This is a genomic window from Rhodococcus aetherivorans (assembly GCF_011058165.1).
GTDB classification, from domain to species: domain Bacteria; phylum Actinomycetota; class Actinomycetes; order Mycobacteriales; family Mycobacteriaceae; genus Rhodococcus; species Rhodococcus aetherivorans.
Genome location: NZ_JAALEG010000008.1, coordinates 64,467 through 79,163, shown reverse-complemented (window position 1 = coordinate 79,163; position 14,697 = coordinate 64,467). Strand labels below are relative to the sequence as shown.

Sequence of the window (14,697 nt, the reverse complement as noted above, 5' to 3'; positions counted from 1 at the left end):
TTCTCGAGCCGTGCGACACCAGCACATGGCGCACTGGGGGATGTTCGAGGTCGAGACGGACGAGGGCGACGTCACCGCCGTGCACCCCTTCGAAGGCGACACCGATCCGTCGCCGATTCTCGCCAACGCCGTCGGCTCGGTGCGGCACCGGTCGCGCGTGGCCGGACCTGCGGTGCGCCGGGGCTGGCTCGAAGCAGGACCGGGCCCCAGCGACCGACGTGGGGTCGACGAGTTCGTCGCGGTGTCCTGGGACGAGCTGACCGAGCTGCTCGCCGGTGAGCTGCGGCGCGTGGTCGACACGCACGGCAACCGGGCGATCTTCGGCGGCTCGTACGGCTGGTCGTCGCCGGGCCGGTTCCACCACGCGCAGAGCCAGGTCCACCGGTTCCTGAAGATGCTCGGCGGTTACACCCGATCGGTGCACAGCTATTCGCTCGGCGCGACCGGCGTGATCATGCCGCGCGTGGTCGGCACGCACTGGAAGCTGTTCGCCCGCGCCACGAACTGGGACGTCATCGCCCGCGAGACCGACCTGATGGTGTGCTTCGGTGGGGTGCCGCTGAAGAACACGGCGGTCAACGACGGCGGCACCAGCCACCACCCCACCCGCGGCGCGCTCGACGCCCTGCGCGCCCGCGGCGGGACCGTGGTGTCGATCAGCCCCCTGCACGACGACCTGCACGGCGCCGCCGAGCGGCTCGCGCCCCGGCCCGGCACGGACGTCGCGGTCATGCTCGCCCTCGCCTACGTGCTCGCCACCGAGGACCTCGCCGACCGCGACTTCCTCGACCGCTACTGCGTCGGCTACGACCGGTTCGAGGACTATCTCCTCGGCCGCACCGACGGCGTCGCCAAGACCCCGCGGTGGGCAGCCGGCCTGTCCGGCCTGCCCGCAGAGGCCATCGCCGCGCTGGCCCGGCGCATGGCCGCGGGCCGCACCCTGATCACGGTCACCTGGTCGCTGCAGCGGGTCCGGCACGGCGAGCAGGCGCCGTGGGCGGGGGTGACCCTCGCCGCGATGCTCGGCCAGATCGGTCTGCCCGGCGGCGGCTTCGGGCACGGCTACGGCTCGATGAACGAACCCGGCATCGCGCCCGTCCCGTATCCGCTGCCGACCCTGTTCCAGGGCGACAACCCGGTCGACGACCTGATCCCGGTGGCCGCGATCTCCGACCTGCTGCTGCGGCCGGGGCAGGAGTACGACTTCGACGGCCGGCGCCTGACGTACCCCGACATCCGGCTCGTGTACTGGGCCGGCGGCAACCCGTTCCACCACCACCAGGACCTGGGCCGGCTGCGCCGCGCTCTGACCCGGCCGGACACGATCGTCGTGCACGACCCCTACTGGACCGCGACGGCCAAGCACGCCGACATCGTGGTGCCGTCCACCACGTCTCTCGAACGCGAGGATCTCAGCTGCACCCGCAACGACCCGCTGCTCGTCGCGATGCACGCCGCCGCCCCCCGATTCGCCGACGCCCGCGACGACTACGACACGTTCGCCGCCCTGGCGCACCGGCTCGGCTTCGGTGAGCGGTTCACGGAGGGTCGCAGCGCCCGCGAGTGGCTCGAGCACCTGTACGGGCAGTGGCGTGGCTTCGTTCTCGCCGACGAGAACCGCGTCGAGACACCGCCCGAGTTCGACGAGTTCTGGCGGCGCGGCCACGTGCGGATGCGCAGCGAGGACGGGCTCACCCTGTTCGAGGAGTTCCGTGCCGACCCGCAGCGCAATCCGCTGGGCACCCCCAGCGGGCGCATCGAGATCTTCTCCGCCGATATCGACGGCTTCGGATACGACGACTGCGCCGGGCATCCCGCCTGGTTCGAGCCGGAGGAGTGGCTCGGGGGCCCGCGGGCGCAGCATTACCCGCTGCACCTGATCGCGAACCAGCCGAAGACCCGCCTGCACAGCCAGCTCGACCACGGCGCCACCAGCCAGGCCTCGAAGATCCGCGGGCGTGAGCCGATCCGGATGCACCCGGACGACGCGGCGGCACGCGGCGTGGCGGCCGACGACGTTGTGCGGGTCTTCAACGATCGGGGCGCCTGCCTGGCCGGCGCCGTCCTCGACGACGGCCTGCTGCCCGGCGTGGTGCAGCTGGGCACCGGCGCCTGGTACGACCCCCTCGACCCGGCCGACCCCGGCTCGATGTGCGTGCACGGCAACCCCAACGTGCTCACCGCCGACATCGGCACGTCGCGTCTCGCACGCGGTTGCACGGGCCAGCACGTGCTCGTGCAGATCGAGCGCTTCGACGGGGAACTGCCGCCGGTCCGGGCCTTCGACCCGCCGGTGATCCGCACGCGCTGACCCTCCCGGCTTCCCGTGCGCCGAGCGAATGTATCGCTCGCTACCGCTACGGAGATCGACGATACATTCGCTCGGAGCCGGGCCCGGCGGTCACAGCCCCAGCGAGCGCTGCACCTCCCGCAGCGTCTGCGCCGACGCCCGCAGCCCGGCGGCCTCGTCGGGCGACAGCGGGATCTCGAGCACCCGGCCGGCCCCGCGGCCGTCGACGATCGTCGGCAGCGACAGGCACACCCCGTCGATCCCGTGCACGCCGCGCTGCAGCGTCGAGACCGGCAGCACCCGGTGCTGGTCCCTCAGCACCGCCTCCACGATCCGGGCGGTGGACAGGCCGATGGCCAGGTTGGTGGCCCCCTTGCCCAGGATGATCTCGTAGGCGCTGCGGACCACCCGCGTGGAGATCTGCTCCCGGATCGCGGCGTCGAACGCCGCCGCACCGTTCTCGTCCCGGTACTCCGTGGCCGGCACCCCGCCCACCGTCGCGCTCGACCACAGCGTGATCTCGGAGTCGCCGTGCTCGCCGACGATGAGGGCGTGCACGTTCTCCACCGCGATGCCGACGTGCTGCGCGACGAGGAAGCGCAACCGCCCGGAGTCGAGAACCGTGCCGGACCCGAGGATCTGTCCGGCGGGGGCGTCGGTCGCGCGGATCGCCGCATACGTCACCACGTCGACCGGGTTGCTGACGAACAGCACCACGGCGTCGGGGGAGAGCGCGAGGAGGGCGGGCGTGAGCTCCTGCACGATGCGCACGTTCGCCGCCGCCAGCTCGAGCCGTGACTGGCCCGGCTTCTGCTTGGCGCCCGCCGTCACGACGATCAGGTCGGAGCCGGCGGTGACGGCGAGGTCGTCGGCGCCGTCGATGCGGCACGCCGGGGCGAACTGGGTGCCGTGGTTCAGGTCGAGCACCTCGGCCCGCACCTTGTCGGTGTTCGGATCGAACAGGGCCAGCGAATCCGCGGAGCCACGGATCAGGCACGCGTAGGCGACGGCGGTGCCGACGCTGCCGGCACCGACGATCGAAACCTTGGACTTGCGGGACGCACGGGTCGTCGACATGGACTCGATCGTCGTCGCTCCGCGCTCGATCCGCAGCCCGACCCCGCGGCCGCTAGCCTTCGAACCATGAGCGTTCCACCGTTCGACGCCGTGCTGTTCGACTTCTCCGGCACGTTGTTCCGGCTCGAGGAGGACGAATCCTGGCTGGCCGACGTCACCGACGACCGGGGCCGACCGTTCGACGTGCACCGGCAGGCCGAGCTGATGCGCCGGATGACCGCCCCGACCGGCCAGCCCGTCGAGATGGATGCCGCCGAGCATCACGCCTGGATCAACCGCGACCGCGATCCCCGCTGGCACCGCGACGCCTACCTCACGGTGCTGCGCCGCTCCGGGGTCGCCGACGAGGAGCAGGCCCTCGGCCTGTACGCGAAGCTGACCGATCCGCGGTGCTGGACGGTGTACCCGGACACGGTCCCGGTGATCGAGGCCCTCGCCGGCGAGGGCCTCGCCGTGGCGGTGCTGAGCAACATCGCCTTCGACATCCGGCCGGCGTTCGCGGCGCTCGGCATCGACGACCTGGTGTCGGAGTTCGTGTTGTCCTTCGAGGTCGGCGCGGTCAAGCCGGAGCCGGAGATCTTCCGCCACGCCGTCGATGCGCTCGGTGTGTCCCCGGAGCGCACGCTGATGGTGGGCGACAGCGAGGAGGCCGACGGCGCGGCCCGACGCATCGGCTGCTCGTTCGCCCTCGTGGAGCCGCTGCCCACCGCCGAGCGTCGCCGGGGGTTGTGGCGGGCCCTGTTCGCGGCCGGCCTCAGTCCTTCGGAACCAGGCGCAGGGAGATCGAGTTGATGCAGTACCGCTGATCGGTCGGGGTCGGGTACCCCTCGCCCTCGAACACGTGCCCGAGGTGGCTGTGGCAGGACGCGCACAGTACCTCCACCCGGCGCATGCCGAGGGAGTCGTCGGACCGCAGGATCACCGCGTCGCTCGTCGCCGGATCGAAGAAGGAGGGCCACCCGCAGTGCGAATGGAACTTCTCGGTGCTGCGGAACAGTTCGGTCCCGCAGGCGCGGCACTCGTACACGCCCTCGGTCTCCGTGTCGGTGTACTCGCCGACGAAGGGCCGCTCGGTGCCGGCCTGCCGCAGCACCGCGTACTCCTCGGGGGTGAGGCGCGCGCGCCATTCGTCGTCGCTCAGGGACACCTTCGGCGCGGGTTCGGTCGGGACAGGGTCAGCCATGCGCTCCACGCTAGCCCTCACCACGGTTCGTCGCCACGAGCTCGGCCTGCGGCGCGGTCTTGCGTTCCGGCAACAGGAACGACGGCTCGATGCCGTCCGCCAGCCGGCCCTCCCGCCGGGCGGCCAGGTACCGGTCGAGCAGCACCGCGAAGATCACGATGAGCAGCAGCGACCAGCCGAACGTCGTCTTCATGTACTCGGCGGCGCGGCCGGCCTCCGGCCACCGCCCCGACAGCCAGCTGTCGTAGCTCATGAAGCCGTAGACCGCGAGCCACGCCGGCCAGTTCCGCATCACCGAGTTGGGCAGCACCACCGTCATCAGCAGCGGGAACAACATCATCGAGTAGTACATCTGGCCGAGCGAACCGAGCAGGAACGACGCGGTGAGCAGCACCCCGGTGCTCGTGCCGACGAAGAACAGCTCGTCGTGGCGGCAGTACCGGTACAGCAGCCACAGCGAGACGACGACCATGACACCCAGCACGACGCGCAGCGCGAGGATCAACCACGCCGGCAGGCCGTAGTACATGCCGTTGCCGACGATCGCGCTGTTGAAGTAGTCGCGCGCCTCGAACAGGTACGGCGTGGTGCGCTCGACGAACGCCCACGCATCCACCGAGAGCGGCCACGCGACGAGCGTCAGTCCGAGGGGGACCGCCGCGGCGGTGGCGAACACCTTCCACTGCCGCCGCACGAACGGAATCAGCAGCAGCGGCGCGAGGATCGGTTTGACCGCGAACGTCAGCCCGATCGCGACGCCCGCCCACAGGTCGCGCCGCCGGAGCAGCAGCGCCAGGAAGGTGACCTCGCCGAGCAGGACGAGGCCGTTGATGTTGGTGAACACCAGGGTGTTCGTCACCGTCTCGGAGCTGAACGCCGCGAGCAGCAGGATCGGCGCGAGCACCGAGTCGAGGCCGTAGCCGAACATCCGCAGCAGCAGGTACAGCGCCACGATGATCGCGATCGCGTTGGCGATGATGAACAGCCACCGCGATCGCTCCGGGTCGATCACCGCGATCGGGGAGATCAGCAGGGTCCCGGACGGCGGGTACAGGTAGTGCGGGTCCACCCACTCGAAGTTCGCGGTGTACACGGGCCGGCGGTTGAGAAACGCCAGGGCCGCGTTGTAGACGGGGGTGAAATCGTCGGTGCGGAATCCGTTGACGGCCTTGACCGCCACACGGTGCAGCACCGTGAGCACGGCCAACGGCCACACAACGCACTTGACCACCTCCGCGGTGGTGCGGGCGGTGCGGGGCTCGAGGCGGCTGAGGAACACTACGGCACGGTACACCGGGAGCCGGTGGTGGCCACCCACCGTCCCCTCCTCGCGGCGCCGGGCCCGGGCCACGTCGGACGCGGGGTCACGCCGGGCACAGGCTGCCGTTCGGCGGTAGCGCACCGGTGTCGAGATACTCCGCCACCCGTGTCTGGATGCAGCCGGAGTGCAGGGCCGCGGAGTATCCGGCGCCCTGCCACGACAGCGCCGCCCACCGCGCCGAGACGGCGGTGAGGGCTCCGGTGACCGAGTCGAGCCCCGCGCTGCCGACGAGCGGGTCGGCGGCGCCCGTCGTCACCAGCACGGGCACGCGGACTTCCGCCGGCAGCGGCGGGGTCGGCATGCTCGGCCAGGCGCTGCACGCGGTGAGACCGATCGCCGCGTCGCCACCGAACAGTGGGTAGTTCGCCGACCACGTCCGCTGCAGTTCGGCGGCCCGTGCCGTCGTGGGCCACCGCTGCCCGTCGCTGCAGCGGGAGACGAACTGCCCGTCGGACAACAGCACGGCCTCGGCGGCGCCGACGAGCTCGAGCATCGGCGTCACGTCGCCCGCGCCGGCCGCGGACAGCGCGTCGGACAGCTCGCGGACCCGGGTCGGCGCGTCGCTGCGGGGAGTCCCCAGGAACCACGTCACCGCGGTGAGCAAGGAGTTCGACGACAGCGGGGCGAGCGTGCCGGCCGCGGCCCGGGCGTGCAGATCCTCGAGCGCGGCCCGCGGATCCGGGCCCAGCGAGCACGCCAGCGCAACGCACTGGCGGGCGAACGCGTCGACCGCCGACTCTGCGCCGCGCACCCGGCTCTCGGCGAGCATCTCGGCGTCGGCGGTGGCCGCGGCGGGGGAGTCGAGGACGAGACGGCCGAGGGTCGTCGGGTACTTCGACGCGTAGGCCAGGGCGACCGTGGCGCCGTTGCCGATGCCGAGCACACCGATCCGCTCGACCCCCCACGTGGTGCGTAGCTGCTCGAGATCGTCGGCGGCGTGGGCGGCCCCGAACAGCAGTTCCTGCGGCTGCAGGTAGTCGGTGCATGCGATGGTGGCCTGCCGGCCGAGCTCGGCGACCCGGTCGGGTCCGTCGCCGGTACGACCGAACTGTCCGTGGTCGGCCAGGGCGCGTCGGTCCGCTCCGAAGATGCACTCGATCGGCTGGGACGCACCGAGGCCGCGCCGATCCACCGCGACGACCGGCCGGGAGGCCACGAGCTCGGCGAGCGAGCCGGTCGACAGCGCGGCCAGCGCCCGGGTGGAGGGCAGGTCCGCCCCCGTCGTCATGACGAGCGGGGCCGCATCGGTAGGGGTCTGCGCCAGCCGGGCACGCAGCACGTCGAGGGGGAACGAGCCCGGCACGGTGCCCGCGGCGTCGATCGCGGCCGGAATCTGGGCGCACTCGAGGACGAGACCCGTCGGGCCCGGCGGCAGGGCCTGTGCGGCGAGGGTGTCGGCGGTGCAGTCGCGCCAGTCCAGGTCCCGGGCGGGCACCGGCAACTCGGGCGCGGCGGCCGGGTCCTCGCCGGTGGGGGTGGCCCGGCCGTCCGCCTCCTGCACCACGGCGACGTCGGGACGCACCGAGGGGCCCGCCCCGCACGCGGCGGTCATCGCTCCGAGCACGACGATGCCCATCGTGAGCACACCGGTTCTGCGCATGGGCACAGCCTGCCAGGTCGGTGCGGCGGGCCGCGCACGTGACCGGATCGTCCGATCCGCCGGACGTGACGATCAGGTGTACGTGATGTGAAGTAGGTCGCAATCTGCCCTCGGTGTACCGGTCGCCTCGAGCTCCGGCCCTACCCTGGAGAAATGCACGAACGTCTCGTCGATCGCAATCCCGTGGTGCCGTCCGACCAACTGGTGGCCCAGATGGTTCCGCCCGCGATGTTCGACGACGTGAGCTTCGCGTCCTACATTCCCGATCCGAACGAGCCGAGCCAGGCGACCGCCGTCCGGACGGCGGAGGAGTTCGCCCACAAGATCGCCAAGATCCGGGGCGGTGGCCGGCGCGGCCTGTTCGGCCGCAAGGCGCCGTCCACCGGCGCCGGGCTCTACCTCGACGGCGGCTTCGGCGTCGGCAAGACCCACCTGCTGGCCTCGATCTTCCACGCGGCGCCGTCGCCGAAGGCGTTCGGCACGTTCGTGGAGCTGACCCACGTGGTCGGCGCTCTCGGCTTCAACAAGGCCGTCGAGGAGCTGTCGAACCACAGCGTGCTGTGCATCGACGAGTTCGAGCTCGACGATCCGGGCGACACGATGCTGGTGTCCCGGCTGCTGACCGAGCTGTCCGCGCGAGGCGTGTCCATCGTCGCGACGTCCAACACCCTGCCCGGGCAGCTGGGGGAGGGCCGGTTCGCGGCGCAGGACTTCCTGCGCGAGATCAAGAAGCTCGCCGCCATCTTCGAGACCATCCGTGTGGACGGCCCCGACTACCGGCACCGCGACCTGCCCCCGGCACCGGACCCGATCAGCTCCGAGGACCTGCTCGATCGAGCCGATGCGGTGGCCGGCGCCACCCTCGACGACTTCGACGAATTGTGCGCGCACCTGAGCACGCTGCACCCGTCGCGGTACGGCAAGCTCGTCGAGGGCGTCCCGGCGGTCTTCCTCAACGGGGTCCATCCCGCCCACGACCAGTCGGTGGCGCTGCGCCTGGTGGTTCTCGCCGACCGGCTCTACGATGCGAGCATCCCGGTGACCGTCGCCGGCGCGAAGCTGGACGAGATCTTCACCGCCGAGATGCTTGCCGGCGGCTACCGCAAGAAGTACCTGCGCGCGACCTCGCGCCTGCTGGCACTGTCGCGGTTCGAGACCGCGGCCAGCTGAGTCACGCTCCCGGCGGACGCCGCCGGGAGCGCAGGACCTCGCGTCAGAGGGTGCGTTGCATGACGTAGTCGTGGTGGGTCCGCGAGCCGACCTGGAACGTCCGCGTCCCCACGACCTCGAACTCGTTCTTGGCGTAGAACCGCCGGGCGCGTGAGTTCTGTTGGTTGACCCCCAGCCACAGCCCCCGGCAGCCGGTCGCCCGGGCGTGGTCGACGATGGCAGCCATCAGTGCCGCCGCAACACCGGTGCCGTGCTTGCCCGGGAGCACGTAGAGCTTGCTGATCTCGGTGGTCGGCAGCGCCGTCACGGCTTCGCGGACCGCCGGGTCGGCCGGTTCGGCATCGATTGCCATGAGGTAGCCCACGATCTCGCCACCGACCGTCGCCTTGAGGACGATGCGGGTCGGGTCGGTGAGGTACTCGCTGAACCGTTCCGCGGACAGGGTCTCGTCGATGAAGGCGGCGATGTCCTCCTGGGAGGCATCGGACGGGCAGGCCAGGGGGAATGTGGTGGCCGCGACGTCGGCGATGGTCTCGGCATCCCAGATCCCGGCCTGCTCGACGGAGACGTTCGCGGTGGATTCCTCGAGTGACGGCGTTGGCATAGCAACCAGTAGATCACTCGGCGCTCCGCCGCGGCGACGCTCGGGGGACGGAGCGGCCCGAGGTCCGGAAATGGCTGAACCCCAGCCTTGGATGGGGGGTCATGGCTGGGGTTCATTACCATCGGGGGGATGGCACCTCCGACGATACATGAGGGATTCCTCAGGTTCCAGCCGGGTGGGTCACGGTTCGGTCACGCGCCGGTTACCGGGGTGGTTGCCTTCTGCGAGCCGACGCTCTACTGTGGGCTCTCATGAAGCGCGTACTCGTAGTTCACCGCCGTAGCGGGGTCTGATTCGGACCGACCCCTCGCTGCGGGTCGTTGAGCTACCTGTCGGTCCTTCCTTCGCGCGGAAGACCTCCTTCGATGAACGCCTTCACCTCCACCGCTCTGATTCCTGCCGCCGGCTGCACGAACACTCCCCGCTCGGCGCCGATCGATCCCTTCGCCGCACGCTACGGTCGGTTCCTGCCGCGCGAGCTGCGCGCCGAGTCCGCCGGCATGAGCTGGGCCGAGTTCACCGCCACCTATGCGCCGCAGCACGGGCCCGTGCGGCTCGGTGGCTGGTACGCCGAGGCTGCGCGCGCCGGCCGCTGCAACTACGAGGCCACCTTCGGCGTGGGGGAGACCATCCACACCGCCGCGGCGACCGCCACCGGCCCGGTGTCTGCGATGACCGCCATGATGCACACCCTCGGGATGCCGCTCGAGATCCTCTCCTTCCACCAGTTCGACCTCGGTGACACCCACGCGACGTTCCTGCTGTGCGAGGCGGACGGCCGCCGGCTCTGGAGCATGGGAATCGCGGCGACCGGGACCGAATCGGCACTGCGCGCGATGACCGCCGGCGCCAACCGGCTGCACGCCTCCCGCTGACGGGGTGGCGATACGGCGAAGGCCCTCCCGGTCGGGAGGGCCTTCGCCGTGTGGATGGTGCGCGATACTGGGATTGAACCAGTGACCTCTTCCGTGTCAGGGAAGCGCTCTCCCGCTGAGCTAATCGCGCGGGTGGTGGAGCGGATGACGGGATTCGAACCCGCGACCCTCACCTTGGCAAGGTGATGCGCTACCAGCTGCGCTACATCCGCATGTGCACCTCTCTTCCCGGTGGCCCGGGTCGAGAAGTGCGGGGTGAAACCTGGTCGATCGTGGTGCGCGATACTGGGATTGAACCAGTGACCTCTTCCGTGTCAGGGAAGCGCTCTCCCGCTGAGCTAATCGCGCGAGGTGGAGACGGGAATCGAACCCGTGTGCACGGCTTTGCAGGCCGTTGCCTCACCACTCGGCCACTCCACCGTAAAAGGTCGAGTCCAACCTCTCGAGCGGATGACGGGATTCGAACCCGCGACCCTCACCTTGGCAAGGTGATGCGCTACCAGCTGCGCTACATCCGCATCGCACCGTCCGGCGTCGTGCTCTCCGTGGTGCGGTTGAGAACATTAGCCGACCATCGTCAGAACACACAAATCTGCAGGTGAGGGCGCGGACGAGGCGTCCTCGTGGGTCGTGAGGGCCCTCACCGGCGCCGGCGTGCGGGCTCCGGCGGATCCGGCGTGCGCGGCACCGGCTCCCGCGCCGGGGCCGATGGCGGTGCGCCCGGCCTCCGTCGCCACCGAAAACGGGGGTCGACCAGGCGATTCGTGTTCACCCGGTGGGCGTGTTAATGTTCCTTCTCGTTCGAGCCGCTGCGAAGCGGCCCGGTCCCGTGGCTCAGTGGAAGAGCGTCCCGTTCACACCGGGGAGGTCGCTGGTTCGATCCCAGCCGGGACCACAGCACCGACGAAGGGCACCCCCACGGGGGTGCCCTTCGTCGTTTCGGGCGCGGCTCGATGCGCGCCCGGACGGAACAGCCGTCGGCGGAGCGGTCGTGACCTGCGCGTTCATCGGACCGCACTGCGCAGATGGCAGGATTGCGGTCGGTGTGAGGAGGATGCGGCTGATGAGTGTCGCCGACAACAACTGGCCCCTGGTCGGGGCCACAGGAGCACGATTCGGATCTGCCGGCCGACGGCGGAAGGACCGCCCGGCCCCGGCCCCCGGCGCGACCGAGCGGCACGAGGCCGCGCCCGCGGTGGACCCGCCGGCGACGGGTGCCTTCGCGACCGTCGCCGCCCCGGCGTCGACCCCGATGCCCGCCGTCGTGACCGCGGTCCCGAGGGAAGAGGAGCCGAGCGGGGCGCAGCCGTCGTTCGTGCGGCCCTTCGTGCGCAGCCAGGGACGGACCCGCGCCGAGGTGGATCTCCCGCTCGAGGTCCTCGTCTCGGCCGTGCCCGACGCCGTGGGAGCCACGGGCCTCGAAGAACACCGCACCATTCTGGCGCTGTGCGCCGAACCCCGCTCCATCATGGAGATCGCGGCTCTGGCCAAGCTGCCCCTGGGGGTCGCGCGGGTCCTGGTGGGCGACCTCGCCGCCACCGGGGAACTCACCGTCCACCGGACCGTCGACGGGGTCGGCCCCGACGCCCAGCTCCTGTCGCGGGTTCTCGGCGGACTGCGCCGTCTGTAGCCTGCACCGCTCCAGCCTGCACCGCTCCAGCCTGCACCGCTCCAGCCTGCACCGCTCCAGCCTGCACCGCTCCAGCCTGCACCGCTCCAGCCTGCACCGCTCCGGCCCGCACCGCCCCGGCGGTGCCCGGGTGAACGGGCGACCGGGGTGGTGTCGATAGCATGGTCTGGTTGCCGACGCGTGGCATGCCCCGCGGCGTCGGTGCACCCATCACCGGCACGAGCCCGAGGAGCCCACCACAGTGACGACGCCCGCATCCGTAGACCCAGCCGTGCTCGTCCGGGTGCCCGCGGGGACCACTGCCGGTGCCGCCCTCCGGGAGGCCGGCCTACCCAACAGCGGACCCGACGCGATCGTCGTGGTCCGCGACGGCGAGGGCCGGCTGCGCGACCTGTCGTGGACGCCGGAACAGGACACCGAGATCGAGCCGGTCGCCGCCGGTACCGAGGACGGCCGCTCCGTCATCCGGCACTCCGCGGCACACGTCCTCGCCCAGGCCGTGCAGCAGGAGTTCCCGGAGGCCAAACTGGGCATCGGGCCCCCGATCAAGGACGGCTTCTACTACGACTTCCAGGTCGACCGGCCCTTCACCCCGGAGGACCTCGCGAAGCTCGAGAAGCGCATGAAGCAGATCGTCAAGGGCGCGCAGCGGTTCTCCCGCCGCGTCGTCGAGAACCTGGACGACGCACGCGAGGAACTGAAGAACGAGCCGTTCAAGCTCGAACTGATCAGTGAGAAGTCGGCCGGCAACAGTTCCCTCGACGAGGACCCCGAGATCATGGAGGTCGGCGGCGCGGAACTGACGATCTACGACAACCTCAACCCTCGGACGGGCGAGAAGATCTGGGGCGATCTGTGCCGCGGCCCGCACATCCCCACCACCAAGTACATCCCGGCGTTCAAGCTCACCCGCAGCTCCGCCGCCTACTGGCGCGGTGACCAGGACAACGCCGGCCTGCAGCGCATCTACGGCACCGCGTGGGAATCCCCGGAGGCACAGGAGCGCTACCTCGAGCTGCTCGCCGAGGCCGAGCGCCGCGACCACCGCAAGCTCGGCAACGAGCTCGACCTGTTCAGCTTCCCCGACGAGCTCGGTTCCGGTCTGCCGGTGTTCCACCCCAAGGGCGGCATCATCCGCCAGGAGATGGAGAACTACTCGCGTCGGCGGCACGTCGAGGCCGGCTACGAGTTCGTGTATTCCCCGCACATCACCAAGGGGCACCTCTACGAGGTGTCCGGTCACCTCGACTGGTACCGCGACGGCATGTTCCCGGCGATGCACATCGACGAGGAACTCAACGAGGACGGCACCGTGCGCAAGCCGGGCCAGGACTACTACCTCAAGCCGATGAACTGCCCGATGCACAACCTCGTCTTCCGTTCCCGCGGCCGCTCCTACCGGGAGCTGCCGCTGCGGCTCTTCGAGTTCGGCTCGGTCTACCGGTACGAGAAGTCCGGCGTCGTCCACGGCCTGACCCGGGTGCGCGGCATGACGCAGGACGACGCGCACATCTACTGCACCCGCGAGCAGATGCGCGACGAGCTGACCACGACGCTGAACTTCGTCCTCGACCTGCTGAGGGACTACGGCCTCGAGGACTACCACCTCGAGCTGTCGACGAAGAACCCCAAGAAGTTCGTCGGCGACGACGTCCTGTGGGAGGAGGCCACCGACACGCTGCGCGAGGTGGCCGAGGGCTCCGGGCTCGATCTCGTGCCGGACCCGGGTGGCGCCGCCTTCTACGGGCCGAAGATCTCCGTCCAGGTTCAGGACGCGCTCGGGCGCAGCTGGCAGATGTCGACGATCCAGCTCGACTTCAACCTGCCCGAGCGGTTCGAGCTCGAATACACCGGTCCCGACGGCAGCAAGCATCGGCCGGTGATGATCCACCGGGCCCTGTTCGGCTCGATCGAGCGCTTCTTCGGCGTGCTCACCGAGCACTACGCCGGCGCCTTCCCGGCGTGGCTCGCCCCCGTGCAGGTCGTCGGGATCCCCGTCGCGGAGGCCTTCGAGGATCACCTGTTCGACGTCACCCGGCAGCTGAAGGCGGCCGGGGTGCGTGCGGAGGTCGACACCAGCGACGACCGGATGCAGAAGAAGATCCGCAACCACACCACGCAGAAGGTGCCGTTCATGCTGCTCGCGGGCGAGCGTGACGTCGAGGCCGGGGCGGTCAGCTTCCGGTTCCGGGACGGCACCCAGGTCAACGGTGTGCCCGTGGCCGACGCGATCCGTCTGGTCACCGAGTGGATCGGACGGCGGGAGAACGCCTCGCCCACCGCGGAGCTCGTCGCTCCCGTCGACCGGGGCGGCGCCGCGTGAGCGGCGACTGCTCCGACGACGCCCTCGTCGATCGCGGTGCCGGAGAACCCGACCACCTGCAGCGGCTGTGGTCCCCGCACCGGATGTCGTACATCGCGGAGGCACCGCGATCCAAGGAGGCGCCGTACGAGCCCTTCACGGACATCCCGAAGATGCGGGACGAGGAGGGTCTCGTCGTCGCGCGCGGCGAGCACGTGTACGCGGTGCTCAACCTGTACCCGTACAACCCCGGTCATCTGATGGTCGTGCCGTACCGCCGGGTCGCCAACCTCGAGGACCTGACCCCCGAGGAGAGCACCGAGTTGATGGCATTCGCGCAGCGGGCGATCCGGGTCATCAAGAGCGTCTCGCGGCCGCACGGCTTCAACGTGGGCCTCAACCTCGGGGCCGCCGCCGGCGGCTCGCTCGCCGAACACCTGCACCTGCACGTGGTGCCGCGGTGGGGCGGCGACGCCAACTTCATCACCGTCCTCGGCGGCGCCAAGGTCATGCCGCAGCTGCTGCGGGACACCCGCGCGTTGCTCGCGGCGGCCTGGAACGAGTGACGCCGCACCGGGCCCCGGCCCCGGTGTCCGTCGCCGCCCCCGCCTGTATGTTTGTCGCCGTTCGCGGGCGTGGCAGGAT

The 14,697-nt window shown here is 70.7% G+C and carries 12 protein-coding genes, 6 tRNA genes and 1 pseudogene; 8 read left to right on the top strand and 11 right to left on the bottom strand.

Features of this window, described 5'->3' with window-relative positions:
• The first annotated feature begins 25 nt into the window (after positions 1-25).
• Positions 26-2,311 carry a molybdopterin-dependent oxidoreductase gene (locus tag G6039_RS05550; RefSeq protein WP_080688482.1) on the top strand — a complete coding sequence of 762 codons (2,286 nt, stop codon included), beginning with the start codon at positions 26-28 and terminating at the stop codon, positions 2,309-2,311.
• A gap of 90 nt (positions 2,312-2,401) precedes the next feature.
• Here G6039_RS05550 and G6039_RS05545 read toward each other — a convergent pair whose 3' ends face one another.
• Positions 2,402-3,367, bottom strand: a complete 966-nt coding sequence (locus G6039_RS05545; RefSeq protein ID WP_029543449.1) for an L-lactate dehydrogenase — start codon at positions 3,365-3,367, stop codon at positions 2,402-2,404.
• Positions 3,368-3,433: 66 nt separating this feature from the next.
• Here G6039_RS05545 and G6039_RS05540 point away from each other — a divergent pair, with 66 nt between their 5' ends.
• Complete coding sequence (locus G6039_RS05540) at positions 3,434-4,159, top strand: HAD family hydrolase (protein ID WP_006938076.1); 726 nt, start codon at positions 3,434-3,436, stop codon at positions 4,157-4,159.
• Here G6039_RS05540 and msrB read toward each other — a convergent pair.
• The 3 genes from msrB to G6039_RS05525 are packed head-to-tail and all read right to left on the bottom strand — an operon-like array spanning position 4,122 to position 7,471.
• Positions 4,122-4,550: a peptide-methionine (R)-S-oxide reductase MsrB gene (msrB, locus tag G6039_RS05535; RefSeq protein ID WP_037201669.1), complete on the bottom strand. Its 429-nt coding sequence runs from the start codon at positions 4,548-4,550 to the stop codon at positions 4,122-4,124. The genes G6039_RS05540 and msrB overlap by 38 nt on opposite strands.
• A 10-nt stretch (positions 4,551-4,560) precedes the next feature.
• On the bottom strand, positions 4,561-5,868 hold the full coding sequence (locus G6039_RS05530) for a glycosyltransferase family 87 protein (protein WP_006938070.1): 1,308 nt from the start codon (positions 5,866-5,868) through the stop codon (positions 4,561-4,563).
• A 46-nt stretch (positions 5,869-5,914) separates the two neighbouring features.
• Complete coding sequence (locus tag G6039_RS05525; RefSeq protein ID WP_174824767.1) at positions 5,915-7,471, bottom strand: alpha/beta hydrolase; 1,557 nt, start codon at positions 7,469-7,471, stop codon at positions 5,915-5,917.
• A 153-nt stretch (positions 7,472-7,624) separates the two neighbouring features.
• Between G6039_RS05525 and zapE the strand changes: the two genes are divergently transcribed.
• Positions 7,625-8,641: a cell division protein ZapE gene (zapE, locus tag G6039_RS05520; protein ID WP_043798161.1), complete on the top strand. Its 1,017-nt coding sequence runs from the start codon at positions 7,625-7,627 to the stop codon at positions 8,639-8,641.
• A 43-nt stretch (positions 8,642-8,684) separates the two neighbouring features.
• Here the strand turns inward: zapE and G6039_RS05515 are convergent, their stop codons facing one another.
• Positions 8,685-9,245 (bottom strand): GNAT family N-acetyltransferase, encoded by a 561-nt coding sequence (locus tag G6039_RS05515; protein ID WP_043798158.1) that lies wholly within the window; start codon positions 9,243-9,245, stop codon positions 8,685-8,687.
• 365 nt (positions 9,246-9,610) lie between these two features.
• Here G6039_RS05515 and G6039_RS05510 point away from each other — a divergent pair, with 365 nt between their 5' ends.
• On the top strand, positions 9,611-10,120 hold the full coding sequence (locus G6039_RS05510) for a 2-isopropylmalate synthase (protein WP_043798156.1): 510 nt from the start codon (positions 9,611-9,613) through the stop codon (positions 10,118-10,120).
• A gap of 55 nt (positions 10,121-10,175) precedes the next feature.
• Here the strand turns inward: G6039_RS05510 and G6039_RS05505 are convergent.
• The 5 genes from G6039_RS05505 to G6039_RS05485 all read right to left on the bottom strand — a co-directional run bounded on the left by G6039_RS05505 (position 10,176) and on the right by G6039_RS05485 (position 10,638).
• A tRNA-Val gene (locus tag G6039_RS05505) sits at positions 10,176-10,250 on the bottom strand.
• A 6-nt stretch (positions 10,251-10,256) separates the two neighbouring features.
• Positions 10,257-10,332, bottom strand: a tRNA-Gly gene (locus G6039_RS05500).
• A 61-nt stretch (positions 10,333-10,393) separates the two neighbouring features.
• Positions 10,394-10,468, bottom strand: a tRNA-Val gene (locus G6039_RS05495).
• 1 nt (position 10,469) lies between these two features.
• Positions 10,470-10,540 (bottom strand) — tRNA-Cys (locus G6039_RS05490).
• Positions 10,541-10,565: 25 nt separating this feature from the next.
• Positions 10,566-10,638 (bottom strand) — tRNA-Gly (locus tag G6039_RS05485).
• A 305-nt stretch (positions 10,639-10,943) separates the two neighbouring features.
• Here G6039_RS05485 and G6039_RS05480 point away from each other — a divergent pair.
• Positions 10,944-11,015: transfer RNA gene (locus G6039_RS05480), tRNA-Val, on the top strand.
• Between the two features lie 168 nt (positions 11,016-11,183).
• The gene (locus tag G6039_RS05475) at positions 11,184-11,750 is read left to right on the top strand and encodes a DUF742 domain-containing protein (protein WP_043798251.1); all 567 of its coding nucleotides are present in this window, start codon (positions 11,184-11,186) and stop codon (positions 11,748-11,750) included.
• Between the two features lie 9 nt (positions 11,751-11,759).
• Here G6039_RS05475 and G6039_RS31380 read toward each other — a convergent pair.
• A pseudogene (locus G6039_RS31380) lies at positions 11,760-11,957 on the bottom strand (pentapeptide repeat-containing protein); the annotation flags it as partial.
• Between the two features lie 34 nt (positions 11,958-11,991).
• On the opposite strand from G6039_RS31380, the gene thrS reads away from it, so the two are divergent.
• Both thrS and G6039_RS05460 read left to right on the top strand, forming a co-directional pair.
• Complete coding sequence (gene thrS / locus G6039_RS05465) at positions 11,992-14,073, top strand: threonine--tRNA ligase (protein ID WP_043798154.1); 2,082 nt, start codon at positions 11,992-11,994, stop codon at positions 14,071-14,073.
• The gene (locus G6039_RS05460) at positions 14,070-14,618 is read left to right on the top strand and encodes an ATP adenylyltransferase (RefSeq protein WP_006943832.1); all 549 of its coding nucleotides are present in this window, start codon (positions 14,070-14,072) and stop codon (positions 14,616-14,618) included. Before thrS ends, G6039_RS05460 begins: the two co-directional genes overlap by 4 nt.
• Positions 14,619-14,697 lie beyond the last annotated feature (79 nt).

What these genes read in the sequence shown, in the direction of transcription:
- G6039_RS05540 (WP_006938076.1), top strand. Translation starts at nt 3,434, where the DNA reads ATGAGCGTTCCACCGTTCGACGCCGTGCTGTTCGACTTCTCCGGCACG.
- G6039_RS05515 (WP_043798158.1), bottom strand. Translation starts at nt 9,245, where the DNA reads ATGCCAACGCCGTCACTCGAGGAATCCACCGCGAACGTCTCCGTCGAG.
- G6039_RS05475 (WP_043798251.1), top strand. Translation starts at nt 11,184, where the DNA reads ATGAGTGTCGCCGACAACAACTGGCCCCTGGTCGGGGCCACAGGAGCA.
- G6039_RS05550 (WP_080688482.1), top strand. Translation starts at nt 26, where the DNA reads ATGGCGCACTGGGGGATGTTCGAGGTCGAGACGGACGAGGGCGACGTC.
- G6039_RS05510 (WP_043798156.1), top strand. Translation starts at nt 9,611, where the DNA reads ATGAACGCCTTCACCTCCACCGCTCTGATTCCTGCCGCCGGCTGCACG.
- G6039_RS05525 (WP_174824767.1), bottom strand. Translation starts at nt 7,471, where the DNA reads ATGCGCAGAACCGGTGTGCTCACGATGGGCATCGTCGTGCTCGGAGCG.
- msrB (WP_037201669.1), bottom strand. Translation starts at nt 4,550, where the DNA reads ATGGCTGACCCTGTCCCGACCGAACCCGCGCCGAAGGTGTCCCTGAGC.
- G6039_RS05545 (WP_029543449.1), bottom strand. Translation starts at nt 3,367, where the DNA reads ATGTCGACGACCCGTGCGTCCCGCAAGTCCAAGGTTTCGATCGTCGGT.
- zapE (WP_043798161.1), top strand. Translation starts at nt 7,625, where the DNA reads ATGCACGAACGTCTCGTCGATCGCAATCCCGTGGTGCCGTCCGACCAA.